Source organism: Arthrobacter sp. TE12231, assembly GCF_054062895.1.
In genome coordinates this window covers 3,916,457-3,931,886 of record NZ_JBSSFS010000001.1, presented here as the reverse complement: position 1 = coordinate 3,931,886, position 15,430 = coordinate 3,916,457, and the positions used below count along the sequence as shown (strand labels likewise).

Here is a 15,430-nt window from a genome sequence, read left to right as displayed (position 1 = left end):
GGTCCACCGACAACGCACAGGAGTGCTGACATGGCTGATTCCCCCGTGATGTGGTTTGACGAGATCGGCATGGGCGACGTCCCGAGGGTCGGCGGCAAGAACGCCTCCCTCGGCGAGCTCATCCGGAACCTCCAGAGCGAGGGCGTCCGGGTCCCCGACGGGTTTGCCACCACGGCCGCCGCGTACCGCACCTTCATTGCGGCCAACGGGATTGACGCCGCCATGCGGTCGCGCATCGCGGCCTACCGGTCCGGGGACGCCACGCTGCGCGCCACCGGCGAGGCCATCCGGGAGCTGTTCCTGGCCAGCGAGTTCCCCGAGGACATCGCCGAATCCATCCGCGCCCACTACCGGACCCTGGGGGAGCGCGCCGGCGTGGACCGGCTCTCGGTCGCGGTCCGCAGCAGCGCGACCGCCGAGGACCTCCCGGACGCGAGCTTCGCCGGACAGCAGGAGACCTTCCTGAACATCGCGGGCGAGCACGAACTGCTGGACGCCTGCCGCCGCTGCTACGCCTCCCTCTTCACAGACCGGGCCATCAGCTACCGGGAAGTCAAAGGCTTTGACCACCTGGATGTCGCCCTCTCGATCGGCATCCAGCGGATGGTGCGTTCCGACGTCGGGGCCTCCGGGGTGATGTTCTCCATCGATACCGATTCGGGCTTTCCCCGGGCCGCCGTCATCAGCGCGGCCTGGGGCCTGGGCGAAACCGTGGTCCAAGGCACCATCAACCCGGACAAGTATGTGGTCTTCAAACCGCTCCTCTCAGAGTCCGCGGCCGCGCAAGGCGTCACCCCGATCATCGAGAAATCCCTCGGCTCCAAGGCCCGGAAGATGGTCTACGGCCGCGGCGGGAGCGCCCGCACCCGGATGATGGACACCTCGGCGGCCGAGCGCCGGGCCTTCGTGCTGGGCGACGCCGAGATCCTCGCCCTCGCCCGCTGGGCTGTCAGCGTCGAAAACCACTACGGCCGGCCCATGGACATGGAATGGGCCCGCGACGGCGAGACCGGGGAACTCTTCATGGTCCAGGCCCGCCCCGAGACCGTCCAGTCGCTCCGCACCGGTCCCCACTTCACCATCCACCATCTGCTGGAGCAGGGGACGGTGCTGGCCACCGGGGCCGCGATCGGCGATTCGATCGCGCACGGCACGGCCTGCGTCATCCGGACCGCGGCGGACATTGCGGCATTCCGCGACGGCGCCATCCTCGTGACCGAAATGACCGACCCCGACTGGGTGCCCATCATGAAGCGGGCGGCCGGGATCGTCACGGACCACGGCGGCCCCACGAGCCACGCGGCGATCGTGAGCCGCGAGCTGGGCGTGCCCGCCGTCGTCGGAACCGTCAATGCCACGGCTGTCCTGGCCGAGGGCCGGCCCGTGACGATCTCCTGCGCCGAGGGCGATACGGGCCGGGTGTACGACGGCACCCTGGCCTTCGAAACAGAAGACGTGGACCTCGGCGCGCTCCCCGAAACCCGCACAGCCGTCATGGTCAACATCGCCAGCCCGGCTGCGGCCTTCCAGTGGTGGCGGCTGCCGGCCGACGGCGTCGGGCTCGCCCGGATGGAATTCATCATCAGCAGCCTGATCCGCGTGCATCCCATGGCCCTGGTCCATCCGGAACGGGTCACCGACCCCGCCGAGGCGCAGCAGATCAGGGAGCTGGCGCAGGGGTACGCGGACCCGACCGAGTACTTCGTGGACGCCCTGTCGCTGGGCATCGCCAAGATCGCCGCGCCGTACTACCCGCGCCCCGTGATCGTCCGGCTCAGCGACTTCAAGACCAACGAATACGCCCACCTGCTGGGCGGCGCCGCCTTTGAGGAGCCGGAAGAGAACCCGATGCTCGGCTTCCGCGGTGCCTCGCGCTATTACGACGCCCGCTACCGCGAGGGGTTCGCGCTCGAATGCGCCGCGCTCAAGCGGGTCCGCGAGAAACTCGGGTTCACCAACGTGATCGTCATGGTGCCGTTTTGCCGCACGCCGCAGGAGGCGGACAAGGTCCTTGCCGTGATGGCCGAGCACGGTCTGGTCCGCGGCAGCAACGGGCTGCAGGTCTACATGATGTGTGAAATCCCGTCCAACGTGGTCCTGGCAGAGAAATTCGCCACCCGCTTCGACGGGTTCTCGATCGGCTCCAACGACCTCACGCAGCTGGTCCTGGGCGTGGACCGCGATTCCGGCCAGCTCGCTGCGCTCTTCGATGAGCGGGACGAAGCCGTGATGGTCATGATCAGCGAGGCCATCCGCAAGGCCCACGCCGGCGGCATCAAGATCGGCATCTGCGGGCAGGGTCCCAGCAACCATCCGGAGTTCGCGGCGTTCCTGGTGCGCGAAGGGATCGACTCGATCTCCCTGAACCCGGACAGCTATCTCAGGACCGTGCCGCGGATCGCGGAGGCGGAGAAGACAGCGCCAGCCGGGGCAGCGTCAGCCGCGACAGCCTCAGCCCGGTAGCGGTGCCCGGCGCGCGCCTTCCCTGGCCCGCGCCGTGCTGACGGCGCCGTGGCGACCCGGTCCGAGGGACCGCAAGGCGTTCAGGATCGTGGCGAGGTCCACGAGCTCCTGCGTCAGGGCCCCTGCGATGGCCGGCACGTACCCCGCGGCCGCGGCCACCATGAGGGCCACGCTCAGCCCGATGCCGATCCAGATGCTCTGCAGGGCCACTTGCACGGTGCGCTGTCCGATCCGGACGGCCGACGCCACCTTAGAGAGGTCATCTAGGATGATCACGACGTCGGCCGACTCGCCGGCCGCCGTCGAGCCGCGGGCGCCCATGGCGATTCCGACGTCGGCGACCGCCAGGACGGGGGCGTCATTGACGCCGTCGCCGACCATCATGACCGGACGGTCCGGCAGCGACCTGACGGCCTCGACCTTGTCCGGCGGGAGGCACTCCGCCCGGACGTCGGTGAGTCCGGCCTCGTCCGCGATGTGCCGGGCGGTGGCGAGCGCATCGCCGGTCAGCATGACCGTGCGATTCACGCCGAGGGCCTTGAGCTCGCTGAGCGTGCGGCGGGTCTCTTTGCGGATGGGATCGCTCATCACGAGGGAGCCCACGAATTCGCCGCCGGTACCGACGTAGATGGCGAGCTCACCGCTGGCCAGGTCCGTCTCCGCTACGCCGGAGGCCCACTCGGCCACGAACGCGGGCTTGCCCACCACCACGTCCTGGTCGTCAAACCGGGCCCGCACCCCGTGCGTGGCGAATTCCGTGGCCTCGGTGGCAGCGCCAAAAGGCAGCCCCCGGGAACGGGCTGCGTCCATCACCGAGGCGGCGAGGACATGGGAGGAGTACTGTTCCGCGGACGCCGCCAACCCCAGGACCTCATCTTCCGAGAGGGTCCCGGCGGTCCGAACGGCCACCAACGCGGGGCGGCCGTAGGTCAGGGTTCCCGTCTTGTCGAACGCCACCGTCTTGATCCGGCTCAGCTGTTCAAGCACCCCGGCGTACTTGACGATGACGCCGGAGCGCGCGGCGCGACTCATGCCGCCTAGGAACGCCACGGGAGCGGCGATCAGCAGCGGGCACGGCGTGGCCACCACGAGGACCTCGGCGAACCGTGCCGGGCTGCCGCTGATGATCCAGCCCACGGCACCCAGCGCGTAGGCCAGGGCCGTGAACGGCACGGCATAGCGGTCGGCCAGCCGGACCATGGGCGCTTTGCTTTCCGCCGCCTCCTTCACGAGGGCGACGATCCGGCTGTATTGCGAATCCTCCATACGCGCCGTGACCCGCATCCGGATTGCGGCCTCACCGTTCAACGAGCCGCTCATGAGCCCTTCCCCGGCGGACCGCTCCACCGGCAGGCTTTCCCCCGTGAGCGACGATTCATCGAACGTGCCCGAATCGGAGAGCAGGACGCCGTCCAGCGGGACCACCTCACCGGGCCTGACCAGCAGGATGTCGCCGATGTCGACGTCGGTGGCCGCCACGTCCTCGTGCTGGCCGTCCGTGTGGGCTTCGGCAGTGTGGTTTCCGGCAGTGTTGGTTCCGGCAGCGGAGGTGCCGTTGCGCTCCCGGTGGGCCGTCTGCGGGACGCGTTCCAGCAGTGCCGTCAGTTCGCCCTTGGCCCGGCCGGCGGCGTAGTCCTCGAGCGCCGTGCCGCCGGCGAGCATGAGCACGATGATCATCGAGGCGATGTACTCACCCACGAGGACGGTGGCGACGATTGCGGTGACGGCCAGGATGTCGATGCCCCACTGGCCGCCTGCGAGCCGGCGCACCATTCCGATGGCGAGGTAGGCAGCCACGGCCAGGGCATAGATGCTCGCGGCGGCCTGGGCAATGCCCTCCTGGCCTGCGGCCAGGAGGGCCACCACCGCCAGCAGGACAAGCAGGGTCCCCGCTACGAGCGGATACCGGAGAACGATTTTCACGGATTTTCTGCCTTCGACGGCGTGTCCTGAACTACTTGAATCCTACTGCGCCGCAGCCGGCAGCCACGCAGACTCAGCATGAGAGGCTGGAAGAGCACCCGTCCCGACCAAACGGGCGGCGAGCCGAGCCCGACGGGCCGCGGCCCAGTATCAGCGACACCAGGAGGAATGACGTGCGAAGCAGTTCAGACACCGTCGAAACGCGGTCGGCCCTGGTGGTGGGGGCCAGCGGAATTGCCGGGTCGGCGCTGGTGGACAGGCTGGCTGACGAGGGGTGGGACGTGGTGGGGCTCTCCCGCAACCCGCTGCGCCGCCGCGACGTACGCCATGTGAGCGCGGACCTGAATTCCGTGGAGGATCTGCGCGAGGGTCTGGCCGGCGAATCTCCCACCCACGTGTTTTACACGGCGTGGTCCAGGATGAATACGGAACAGGAAAACATCGAGACAAACGCGGGCATGCTGCGGAACGTCCTCGCGAGCCTCAGCGGCAAGCCCGTGAAGCACGTCGCCCTCATGACCGGGCTGAAGCACTATCTGGGCCCGTTTGAAGCCTATGCGGCAGGGCAAATGCCGGACACCCCGTTCCGGGAGAGCGAGCCCAGACTGCCGACGCCCAACTTCTACTACGCCCAGGAAGACGAATTGTGGGCAGCCGCCGGCACGCAGGGCTTTGGCTGGTCCGTGCACCGGGCGCACACGGTGATCGGACATGCAGTCGGAAACGCCATGAACATGGGACTCACTCTCGCCGTCCAGGCCTCCATCTGCAGGGAACTGGGACAGCCGTTCATCTTCCCGGGCTCCGAGACGCAGTGGAACAGCCTCACGGACATGACCGACAGCGGGCTGCTGGCGGACCACATGATCTGGGCGGCCACAGCGGACAACGTCAGCGACGAGGCCTACAACATCGTCAACGGCGACGTCTTCCGCTGGCGGCGCATGTGGCCGGCGCTGGCCGCCTACTTCGGTGTCGAGCCAGTGGGCTACGCCAACGAACCCCGCCCCCTGGAGCAGCAAATGCGCGGCATGGAAGGCGTGTGGGCAGGCATCGCCGCCCGCCACGGGCTGGCGGAACCCGACCTCGCACGAGTCGCCTCCTGGTGGCACACGGACGGTGACCTGGGCCGGAACCTCGAAGTGGTCACCGATATGAGCAAGAGCCGACTTGCCGGCTTCACCGGGTACCGCCGAACCGAAGACGCCTTCCTCCGGCTGTTCGACCGGTACCGGGCGGACGGCCTGATTCCGGCAATGCCCTAGGGGACGCCACGGCAGCGGGGGCCTTTCAGCACTAGACCGGCGGTGACCCGTGGGGCCACAGTGAATCATGGGGTCCACGAGTGCTGGCAGCCGGCGCCGGTGGTGGCTGATCGCGGCCGTCGTGGCCGCCGCGGTGCTGCTGCTCGGCGCCGCGGTCCTGCTGCTACAAGGGGCGCCGACGGCGTCCCCGCCCGCATCTGCGCCCGTCACCTCGCCGGCGTCCGGATCCGCCTCCGAGACCCCGTCCCCTGACTCGCCGACCGCGGCTTCGCCGGCCCCGGGCACCAGCGTGCCTGCTCCGGCCGTTCCCGTCCCGCCAGCCCCTGAACCGACCGCTCCGCCCCCGGTGCCGGCCGTTCCTGCTCCCGTGCCGCCCGCGGCGCCGTTCCCCGCCGCGCTCGCCGGACGCGATGTCGAGACCATCCCGGGCGCGGGCCGGGTGGTGGCCCTGACGTTCGACGCCGGCGCCAACGCGGCCGGACTTCCCAGCATCCTGCAAAGCCTCGCCGCCGCGGGCGTGCGGGCCACGTTTTTCCTCACCGGCAGCTGGGCTGCCGCGAACCCCGGAGGCGTGGCGGCGATCGTCGCCGGAGGGCACCGGGTGGGCAACCATTCCATGACCCATCCGGCATTCACCGGACTGCCGGACGCCGGCATCGCGGACCAGGTTACATCGGCCGAGCGGGCCATCCGGGCGGCCGGCGCGGACCCGCGGCCGCTCTTCCGGTTTCCCTTCGGCGATCGCGACGCCAGGACCATCGCCACCGTCAACAACCTCGGCTACCTTCCGGTGCGCTGGAGCGTCGACACCCTGGGCTGGAAAGGCACCAGCGGCGGGGTGACAGCGCAACTCGTGGCTGACCGGGTCCTGGCGGCACTGCAGCCGGGGGAAATTGTCCTGATGCATATCGGTTCCAACCCCGACGACGGCACCACCCTGGACGCCGATGCCCTGCCCCGGCTGATCAACCGCATCCGCCAGGCCGGCTATGGCTTCACCACCCTCGACGCACTCGTGGGCTAAGGGCGCATCCCGGGCCGAACGCCACTGTCGCGGCGCGCCGATCGCTGATAGGACTGGGCCATGACGGAGTCGCCCACAGTTGCCGCCGCGCTGGCCCCCGTCGACGCCGTGATCTTTGACCTCGACGACGTCGTGACCGACACCGGAGAGCTCCGCGCGGCAGCCTGGAAACAGCTCTTCGACGACATCATGAAGGACCCCCGGCTTCCCGCCGACGCGCGGCGCGGGCCCTTCACGGACGGCGACTTCGCACGCTGCGTCGAGGGCCGGACCTGGGAGGACGGCGTGGCTACCTTCCTGGCCTCGCGCGGCGTCGCCATTCCCCGCGGCTCGCCCGCGGACGGCCCGGCGGAGTGGACGGCGTTCGGACTCGCGCAGCGCCAGGGCGGGATCTTCGAAAACATGCTCGCGGGCGGTCCCGTTCCGGTCTTCCCCGGTACCGTGGCGCTGCTCGAGCGGCTCCGCGCAGGGCGGATCCCGGTCGTCCTCGCCACCTCCAGCCGGAATGCCGCCGCAATCGTGGCCGCCGCGGGCCTTGGCGACGGCTTTGATCACATCGTGGATGGCCAGACGGCCCTGGACCACGACGTCGCCGGAATGCCGGCGCCGGCTTTGGTCCTGGAGGCCGTCCGCAGAATGGAGATCACCCCGGCCCGGGCCATGGTGATCGCCGCCGCCGCGGCCGGCGTGGAAGCGGGGCGGCGCGGAGGCTTCGGGCTCGTAGTTGGCCTCGACCGGGCCGGGCGGCGGGCCGCGCTGGAAGCCGCGGGCGCCGACGTCGTGGTTGAAGACGTCAGCGAACTGGACATCGGGCTGGTCATCACGCACCCGTGGCTGCTGGTCTACGAGGGATTCGACCCGGCCCACGAACGGCACCGGGAGGCGCTGACCACCCTCGGCAACGGCTATCTGGCCACCCGCGGCGCCGCCCCGGAGCACCGCGCGGGCGAAGTCCACTATCCCGGCACTTACCTCGCAGGCGTTTACAACAGCCTGACAAGCAATGTCCAGGGCGAGGTGACAGTGGACGAACACATGGTCAACATCCCGGACTGGCTGCCGCTGGATGTCAGGATAGGCGACGGCAACTGGTGGTCCGACGGCGGCCTGACGCTCCGCAGTGAGCGCCGCACGCTGGACCTCAAACGCGCCCTGCTGACCCGGGAAGCGGTTCTGGAGGACGACTCCGGGCGGCAGCTTCAGGTGCTACAGCGCCGGCTCGTCTCCATGGCCGAGCCCCATCTGGCCGCGCTGGAGACGACGCTGACCGCCGTAGGGTGGAGCGGAACCGTCAGCGTCCGCAGCGGCTGCGACACCGGCGTCACCAACTCCAACGTGCCCGAGGACGCCCAGCTGGCCAACCGGCACCTGACGGCGGTGACGGTGTCCTCCTCCGAGGCCGGGCCGGACGCCTCGCAGCTGACGGTGGAGGTGCAGACGAGCGGGAGCAAGATCGGGATCGCCCTGGCGCTGCGGACGCGGATTTCCGGCGGCGGACAGCCGCAGCCGGAACCCGGAGCCGGCGGGGCGCCCGGCGGGGTTCCGGCCGGTATTACCGAGCCGGCCGGGGGCCTGCACGGACACCGCTTCGACCTGCCGGTCACGGACGCCGTCCCCGTCACGGTCACCAAGACGGTGGCCGTCGCGACGTCGCGGGACCACGCGATCGCCTCGCCGGTCTCGGCCGCGCTCGCCGTGCTGGCGCGCGCACCCCAGGACTTCGGCGAACTGCTGGCAGCCCATGAGACGGCGTGGAGCCTCCTCCTGGCGCCGTTCATCATCGAATCCGATGCCCCGTCCCAGGCGCAGCTGATCCTGAACCTCCACGTCTTCCACCTGCTGCAGACGCTCACCACCCACACGGCCGAGCTCGACGCCGGGGTCCCGGCCCGCGGGCTCCACGGCGAAGGCTACCGGGGCCACATCTTTTGGGATGAGCTGTTCGTCCTGCCGGTCCTGAACTCCCGGCTGCCCGCGGTGGCCCGCGAACTGATTGACTATCGCTGGCGGCGCCTGGGAACGGCGCGGGACGCGGCCCGCAAGGCCGGGCTGCGCGGCGCCCTCTTTCCCTGGCAGAGCGGCAGCGACGGCACCGAACAGACACCCAAGTTCCTGTTCAACAAGCTCTCCGGTCACTGGATGCCTGACTACTCCCATCTGCAGCGGCATGTGGGTCTGGCGGTCGCCTACAACGCATGGCAGTACTTCGAAGCGACCCAGGACCGGGGCTGGCTGACCCGGCACGGTGCTGAGATTGTGGTGGACGTCGCCCGGCTGTTCGCATCCATGGCAGCGCATGACGCTGCGGAGGACCGCTTCCACATCAAGGGCGTCATGGGGCCCGACGAGTATCACACCGGCCATCCGGGCAACCCCGGCGGCGGCCTGGACGACAACGCGTACACGAACATCATGGCGGCCTGGGTGTTCGACCAAGCCGTCTGGATCATGCACTCCGTGCAGGGGTTCGACATGGAGGAGCTGCGGTCACGGCTGGGGATCACGCGGGCGGAAATCGACGCCTGGGCGCACCTGAGCCGGCGCATGTTCGTCCCCTTCCACGACGACGGCATCATCAGCCAGTTCGACGGCTACGGCGCACTCCGGGAACTCGACTGGAACCACTACCGCCGCGCCTACCGGAACATCGAACGGCTGGACCTGATCCTCGAGGCCGAAGGCGACAGCACCAACCACTACCGGCTGGCCAAACAGGCGGACGTCCTGATGCTCCTGTACGTCCTGGGCGAGGACCAGCTCCTGGGGTTCCTGCGCCGGATGGGCTACGACGTCGAGCCGGCGCACATCGCGGCCACGGTGGACTTTTACCTGGCCCGGACCGCGCACGGTTCCACGCTCAGCCGGGTCACCCACGCCTCCGTGCTGGCGCAGCGGGACCCGGAGCGGGCGTGGGCCACGTTCCGGGAAGCGCTGGACACGGACCTGGACGACACGCAGGGGGGCACCACGAGCACAGGCATCCACCTGGGCGCCATGGCGGGCTCGATCGACGTTGTCCAGCGCAGCTTCGCCGGACTCCGGATCACCCGCGATGCCCTGGACTTCACCCCGCGGCTGCCGGCGGAGCTGCACCGGGTGGAATTCCAGGTCCGCTACCGTGACCAGCTGCTGGCGGTGCACCTCGGACCGGACCGGCTCAGGGTGTCCGCGGCCCCGGGGGACGCCGCCCCGGTGCTGGTGCGGGTCGGCGCGGAGAAGGTGCTGATCCGGGCTGGCCGGGAGCACGAGTTCCTTCGCGCCGCCGGGCCGTCCGGCTGACGCCACGTGCGGGCTATGTGTGCTCCATGTGCAGCACGGCCGCTCCCGTGATCCGGTCCTCGGCCAGATCCCGCAGGGCCTGATCCGCGGCCTCGAACGGGTACGCCATGGTGGTGGGGCGGAGCGGGATCTCGGCGGCGATCCGGAGGAATTCCTCGCCGTCGGCCCGGGTATTGGCCGTGACGCTGCGCAGCTGGCGTTCGTTGAAGAGCTCGTCGCTGTAGTGCAGCGGCGGGATGTCGCTCAGGTGGATGCCGGCGACGGCGAGCGTGCCGCCGCGGTCCAGGGCGCGAAGCGCCACCGGCACCAGCCCGCCGGCGGGGGCAAAGAGGATCGCGGCGTCGAGGGGATCCGGTGGCTGTTCCTCGGCGCCGCCGGCGAACGTCGCGCCCAGATCCAGGGCCAGCCGGCGGGCCTCCGCGGACCGGGTCATGACGTACACGCGGGCACCCCGGTAGAGTGCGATCTGGGCCGCCAGGTGCGCGGAGCCGCCGAAGCCGTAGATGCCCAGCCGGCCGCCGATCGGCAGTTCCGCCCGGCTCAGCGCACGGTAGCCGATGATGCCTGCGCACAGGAGCGGCGCAGCCTGCTCGTCGCCGAACGTCTCCGGGATCCGGTAGGCGAAGTTCTCGGCCACTGTGACGAGCTCGGCGTACCCGCCGTCGCGGTCCCAGCCGGTAAACGTGGGGGACAGGCACAGGTTCTCCTGGCCGCGCACGCAGAAGCGGCAGGCGCCGCACGTGCCGCCCAGCCAGGCCACCCCCACCCGTTCGCCGAGGCCGAACCTGGCCGCACCCGGGCCGAGCCCGATCACCTCACCCACCACTTCGTGGCCCGGGATGGTCCCGGGGTGCCGGGGTTCGAGGTCGCCCTCGGCCAGGTGCAGGTCTGTACGGCACACGCCGCAGACGCGCACTTTGAGCAAGACCTCCCCGTGCCCGGGCACGGGATCCGGGCAGTCGCCAGCCACGAGGGGTCCGCCGGAAATCGGCCCCGGACGTTCAACCCGCCAGGCGCGCACCGCGGCCTCCTTTACTGCAGTCCCGATGTTGTTTCATGCGGTTTCCATGCGCTTCGTCGCCGCTCCCTTGGATCCGTAAGCGGCGGTCAGCGGCTGACGAGCACGTTGCAGCGCGCCTTGTGCAGCACGGCGGAGACCGTGTTGCCGGGTCCCGCCGAGGGGTTATGGGTCCCGAGTACCAGGACGTCGGCGTCGGCTGCGGCGGCAAGGAGCTCCCGGGCGGCGGCATGGCTGCCGAACAGGACGCCGGACACTTCCAGCCCGGGGGCCAACCCCCGGGCCTCGTCGATGGCGTGGTCCAGCAGCTCTTCGCCGAGGAGCCTGGCATGGCGGCCGTGTTCCTCCCGTGCCCCGCCCCGCAGCGTGTCCACATGGACGAGGTGCAGCGGGGCGCCGAGAATTCCGGCCAGCCGGACGGCCTCGGCCAGAGTGGCGTGGCTGCGGGGCGAGGCGTCGACCCCCACCACGACGGGGCCGCCGGGGATGCTCGGGCGCCGGATCACCATGACGGGGCAGTGTGCCGAGCCGGCCAAATCAAGGCAGACCGAACCCGCCACGGGGCCCAGGACGGCGCCAAGTCCCCGGCTGCCGACCACCAGTAGCCGCGCGTCCCGGGCGGCGTCGCGCAGGACGGGCGCGGCGAGCCCGGCCTCGATGACGCCGTCGACGGCGGGACCGGGGTGTTCCGGGTCGGTAAGGGACGTGAATCGTTCGATGCCAGCCGCTTCGAGCCCGGCCTCGGCCGCGTCGCCGGGCGCTGTTTCACGGGGTTCGGTAGGGGGTTCGACGCCGGGCCGGGTGCCCGGTTCAGTGGCGGGTTCGACGCCGGCTGCCCCCACCCCGGTTGCCTCCAGGAGGGCGCTGCGGGCCAATTCGACGCCTTCCGCGAGGATGGCTTCGGCGGAGTGCCGCAGTCCGCTGCCGGCCACTCCCTTGACGGGGCCCAGGTTCTTGGTGAAGACCGGCCATACCCAGGCGTGGACCACCCGAACGTCGAGCCCGGTGGCGGCCGCGTAGCCGGCGGCCCAGCGGACGGCAAGCCGGGCCGCCTCGGATCCGCCGTAGCCGACTGCCACGACGCCGCCTTGATGCTCTGCGGGTGCCGACATTCTTCCTCCCGGCTCGGCGGACGCACCCCTTCGCCCGGCTATACGTGCAGCCCCAGTAGAACGCGGCGGTCCGTCAATGGCTAGGGGCTTTGGTCCCGCGAGCCGGCCTGCTGCTCGCGCAGTTCGCGTCCGTGCCGGATGTCCTCTTCCTCCCGGGCCTGCAGCTTGTCGCTCTGCTTGGTGTCCCTGGGCGGCAGCTGGATGGTCTCTTCCGCCTCGATTCCGGCCTGCAGCTGCCGGCCGCGTTCCATCTCGGCGTCGAACTCCGCGCCGAACAGCAGTGACATGTTCAGGATCCAGAGCCACAGCAGCGAGATGATGACGCCGCCGATAGCGCCATAAGTCTTGTTGTAGCTGCTGAAGTTGGCCACGTAGAACCCGAAGGCCAGGGAAGCCAGCAGGAAGATCATCAGGGCGATGAAGGACCCCAGGCTCATCCACCGGAACTTGGGCTGCTTCACGTTGGGGGTGGTGTAGTACAGGATGGCGATCGCGAGCACGACGAGCAGCAGGATTACCGGCCATTTGGCAAAGTTCCAGACGGTGAGGACGATCCCGCCCAGGCCAATCGCCTTGCCGACGGACTCTGCCACAGGCCCGCTGAGAACCAGCATGAAGGCGAGGGCGACGACGATCAGCAAGGTGGCAACGGTGACGGCGAGCATGGTGCCACGGAGCTTGATGAACGGCCGGCCCTCGTCAATTTCGTAGATCCGGTTCATAGCCCGGCCAAACGCCCCGACATAGCCGGAGGCGGACCAGAGTGCGGTGAGAATGCCGATCACGAGTGCAAATCCGGCAGTGGAGGAACTGCTGAGCTGCTCGACCGGCTGGCGGATGGCGTCCACAGTTTCAGCGGGCGCGAAGCCCTGGACGATCTCCAGGAGCGCCGACGTGGTCTTCCCGGCCTGGCCGAAAATGCCGAGCAGGGACACGAGCGCCAAGAGCGCGGGGAAGATTGAGAGGACCGAATAGTAGGTGAGGGCCGCGGCGAGATCGGGGCACTGGTCCTTGGTGAATTCCCGCAGCGTCTTCTTCGCGATGTACTTCCACGACGGCTTGGTCACCTCGGTGGGGCTGTCCGGCTTGCGGGAGTCGTCCGGAGGGGGTGCGGTCCGGGCCTTGGCGGTGCTGCTCTCCGGGGTTTCGGCGTCGGCTGAAGTGGCGGCCGCGGCGGGGTTCTTGAACATGGAAGTTCTTCCTTCGGGGTTAAGTGCATCAGCCGGCCGTCCGGCGCGTGAGCGCAGGACGGCCGGCCGGGTTCGAACGGGATCAGGCCCGCTGGACGTTGTCCTTGGCCTCGACGGTGCGATCCTTGACGTCAGCAACTGCCCCCTGGCCCTCGGTCTTGACATGCTCGGTGGCGTCGGCGGCTGTCGCCTTGACGTTTTCCATTGCGGCCTGGACCGGCTCCCTGAGGCCTTCCGCCACGTGTTTGGCGGCCTCGGTGAGTTCCGTGGTCAGCGGTTCGGCCGCGGTCTTCAGTGCATCTGCGGCTTCGCGTTCCTTCTGGCTCGCCGGGATCAGGGAGGAGACCAACAGGCCTGCCCCGAACGCAATCAGACCTGCGGCCAGGGGGTTGCCCTGGGTTTTGGTCTTGACCTGCGCCGGGGCGTCCCCGATCGCAGTGCCGGCGTCACCCACGTGTGCGCCGGCACTGCCGGCAGCCGCGTGCATGCTCCCGACAGTGTGGTCGGCCGTGCCCATGACTTTCTCCTTCACTCCGAAGACTGCGTCCTTGACGTTTTCTTTGACCCTGTCAGTCTGCCGCTGGACGATGTGCGACGGCGTGACCTTGTCGGCCACGGCGTCGACGTTGGTGCCAAGACGTGCGCGGGTAGCTTCGATATCTGCTCGGATGACATCCGGGTTTTCACTCATCGTGTTTCCTCGCTGGAACTAGGGGTTGGGTTTGAGCGTGGGCGGGATTTCCTGCAGGGTCTCGGAGGTCTGAGGCAGGCCGTTGATTGCCTTGAGTTCCTTGCGGCCGGTCGTGGCCAGGACGGCGGCAACGATGCCCCAGATCAAGGCGACGACGACGGCGGACCAGCCCAGCCCCATCAGGCTCCCGAGCGCCCACCAGAGCGCCAGGGACAGGAACAGAAGCACGAAGTGTCCCGCGACGCCGGCGCCGGCGAGCATGCCGGCGCCCTTGCCGGCCCGGGCGGCCGACTGCTTGAGTTCGACCTTGGCGAGCTCGACTTCCTGCCGCATCAGGATGGACATGTCCCTCGTTACCTCGCCCAATAGGTCGCCGAGGGACGACGATTCGGCCTTGGCATGCGCGGCGGTCGGAGGCATATCGCTCATCGACGGCCACCGTCGAAGGGGTCACTGCCGTGAGGGTCACTGCGGAGCGGATCCTGCCCGAGCGGGTCGGTCACGACGGGCTCGGAGGCCCAAGGGTCCTGACGCTTGCCGTCGCCCACCTGATCAACATCCAGCGGGTTCGGCGGGTAAGGGTCCGCGAAGCCCGCCGTCGTCGTTTCCGGGGCCGGCATCTGGACCGGCGGCGGCGGAACCGCGTTTCCGGTGTCCGGAACCCGGCTGATCGGCGCCGCTGGAGTGCCGGTGGCCGACGGAGCGGCGGCCGTAGCGCCGGTCGGCTCCGGGGCGCCTGCGCTGAGGCTCCGGCTGAGCCGGCCGGCCAGGACACCCGCTCCTGCCGCAAGCAACAGGAAGGTCCCCGGCTTCTGCCGCGCAAAGGACTTCACCTCGTTCAGGAGCGAACCGGGATCCCGGCCGTCAAGCCACGTTGCCGCGGCGGAGGATCGCTCGGCGGCCTGGCGTACGAGGTCGGTGGCGACGCCGGGCTGCTCGGAGGCCGCAGCCATGGAGTGAAGTTCGGTCGAGACGGACCGCAGGCCCTGGGCCACCTTCTGCTGCTGCACACCCGCTTGTTCAGTGAGGTCTGATTGCGCTTGGTGCAGGAGGTGTCGGGCGTTCGTTTTGACCTCAGCAGCCACCTGGGTGGCTTCGCTCTTAGCCGTCTCGGCCACATTCTGGGCCGAATCCGCGGCCTCATGCCTGGTGGTGTCGGTGGTGGAAGCACCGGTGGCCGTTGTCGGGGGCAACGTTAACGGCCCTCCGTCCGGAGTCGCGCTGTAGATTTCGCCGTCGGCGACGGGCGGAAACGTGGACGCCTGCCGGAGGGGAGTCTGCTGGGTAGCCGTAGGGGTGCCGAGGCTCCCATCCTGGGGCCATGGGTTCTCTGTCATCTTCGCTCTCTTTCAAAAAGATCGGCTGCTGATCAGACGCCAGCCATGCTGGAGTTAAATAGTAAGCATGATTACTAATAAATAGTAAGTACCCTTGTTTGTTGATTTTGGTGCGGATGTGGGTTACC

11 protein-coding genes are annotated in these 15,430 nt (G+C 69.3%); 4 read left to right on the top strand and 7 right to left on the bottom strand.

The genetic code is table 11. The annotated features are described in order from the left end of the window. The first annotated feature begins 30 nt into the window (after positions 1–30). Positions 31–2,463: a phosphoenolpyruvate synthase gene (gene ppsA / locus ACVWYS_RS17560; protein WP_456507684.1), complete on the top strand. Its 2,433-nt coding sequence runs from the start codon at positions 31–33 to the stop codon at positions 2,461–2,463. Here ppsA and ACVWYS_RS17555 read toward each other — a convergent pair. After that, the gene (locus tag ACVWYS_RS17555) at positions 2,452–4,386 is read right to left on the bottom strand and encodes a heavy metal translocating P-type ATPase (RefSeq protein WP_456510143.1); all 1,935 of its coding nucleotides are present in this window, start codon (positions 4,384–4,386) and stop codon (positions 2,452–2,454) included. The two genes, ppsA and ACVWYS_RS17555, sit on opposite strands and share 12 nt — an antisense overlap. A gap of 173 nt (positions 4,387–4,559) precedes the next feature. Between ACVWYS_RS17555 and ACVWYS_RS17550 the strand changes: the two genes are divergently transcribed. The 3 genes from ACVWYS_RS17550 (at position 4,560) to ACVWYS_RS17540 (ending at position 9,954) form a co-directional block, all read left to right on the top strand. Continuing rightward, entirely contained in the window at positions 4,560–5,651 is a 1,092-nt protein-coding gene (locus tag ACVWYS_RS17550; RefSeq protein ID WP_456507682.1) for an SDR family oxidoreductase, read from the top strand. A 67-nt stretch (positions 5,652–5,718) separates the two neighbouring features. Further along, a complete protein-coding gene (locus tag ACVWYS_RS17545) occupies positions 5,719–6,675 on the top strand; it encodes a polysaccharide deacetylase family protein (protein ID WP_456507681.1) in 957 nt (318 codons plus the stop codon). 60 nt (positions 6,676–6,735) lie between these two features. Then, positions 6,736–9,954, top strand: a complete 3,219-nt coding sequence (locus ACVWYS_RS17540; protein WP_456510142.1) for an HAD family hydrolase — start codon at positions 6,736–6,738, stop codon at positions 9,952–9,954. Between the two features lie 13 nt (positions 9,955–9,967). Here ACVWYS_RS17540 and ACVWYS_RS17535 read toward each other — a convergent pair whose 3' ends face one another. The 6 genes from ACVWYS_RS17535 to ACVWYS_RS17510 form a co-directional block, all read right to left on the bottom strand. Beyond that, the gene (locus tag ACVWYS_RS17535; protein ID WP_344361279.1) at positions 9,968–10,975 is read right to left on the bottom strand and encodes a zinc-dependent alcohol dehydrogenase family protein; all 1,008 of its coding nucleotides are present in this window, start codon (positions 10,973–10,975) and stop codon (positions 9,968–9,970) included. An 86-nt stretch (positions 10,976–11,061) separates the two neighbouring features. Then, positions 11,062–12,084 carry a universal stress protein gene (locus ACVWYS_RS17530; protein ID WP_456507679.1) on the bottom strand — a complete coding sequence of 341 codons (1,023 nt, stop codon included), beginning with the start codon at positions 12,082–12,084 and terminating at the stop codon, positions 11,062–11,064. A gap of 80 nt (positions 12,085–12,164) precedes the next feature. Next, positions 12,165–13,274: a YihY/virulence factor BrkB family protein gene (locus ACVWYS_RS17525; protein WP_456510141.1), complete on the bottom strand. Its 1,110-nt coding sequence runs from the start codon at positions 13,272–13,274 to the stop codon at positions 12,165–12,167. A gap of 82 nt (positions 13,275–13,356) precedes the next feature. Continuing rightward, a complete protein-coding gene (locus tag ACVWYS_RS17520) occupies positions 13,357–13,965 on the bottom strand; it encodes a DUF3618 domain-containing protein (RefSeq protein ID WP_456507677.1) in 609 nt (202 codons plus the stop codon). A gap of 18 nt (positions 13,966–13,983) precedes the next feature. Further along, a complete protein-coding gene (locus ACVWYS_RS17515; protein WP_116765529.1) occupies positions 13,984–14,385 on the bottom strand; it encodes a phage holin family protein in 402 nt (133 codons plus the stop codon). 5 nt (positions 14,386–14,390) lie between these two features. After that, positions 14,391–15,302 carry a hypothetical protein gene (locus ACVWYS_RS17510; protein WP_456510140.1) on the bottom strand — a complete coding sequence of 304 codons (912 nt, stop codon included), beginning with the start codon at positions 15,300–15,302 and terminating at the stop codon, positions 14,391–14,393. Between the last annotated feature and the right edge of the window lie 128 nt (positions 15,303–15,430).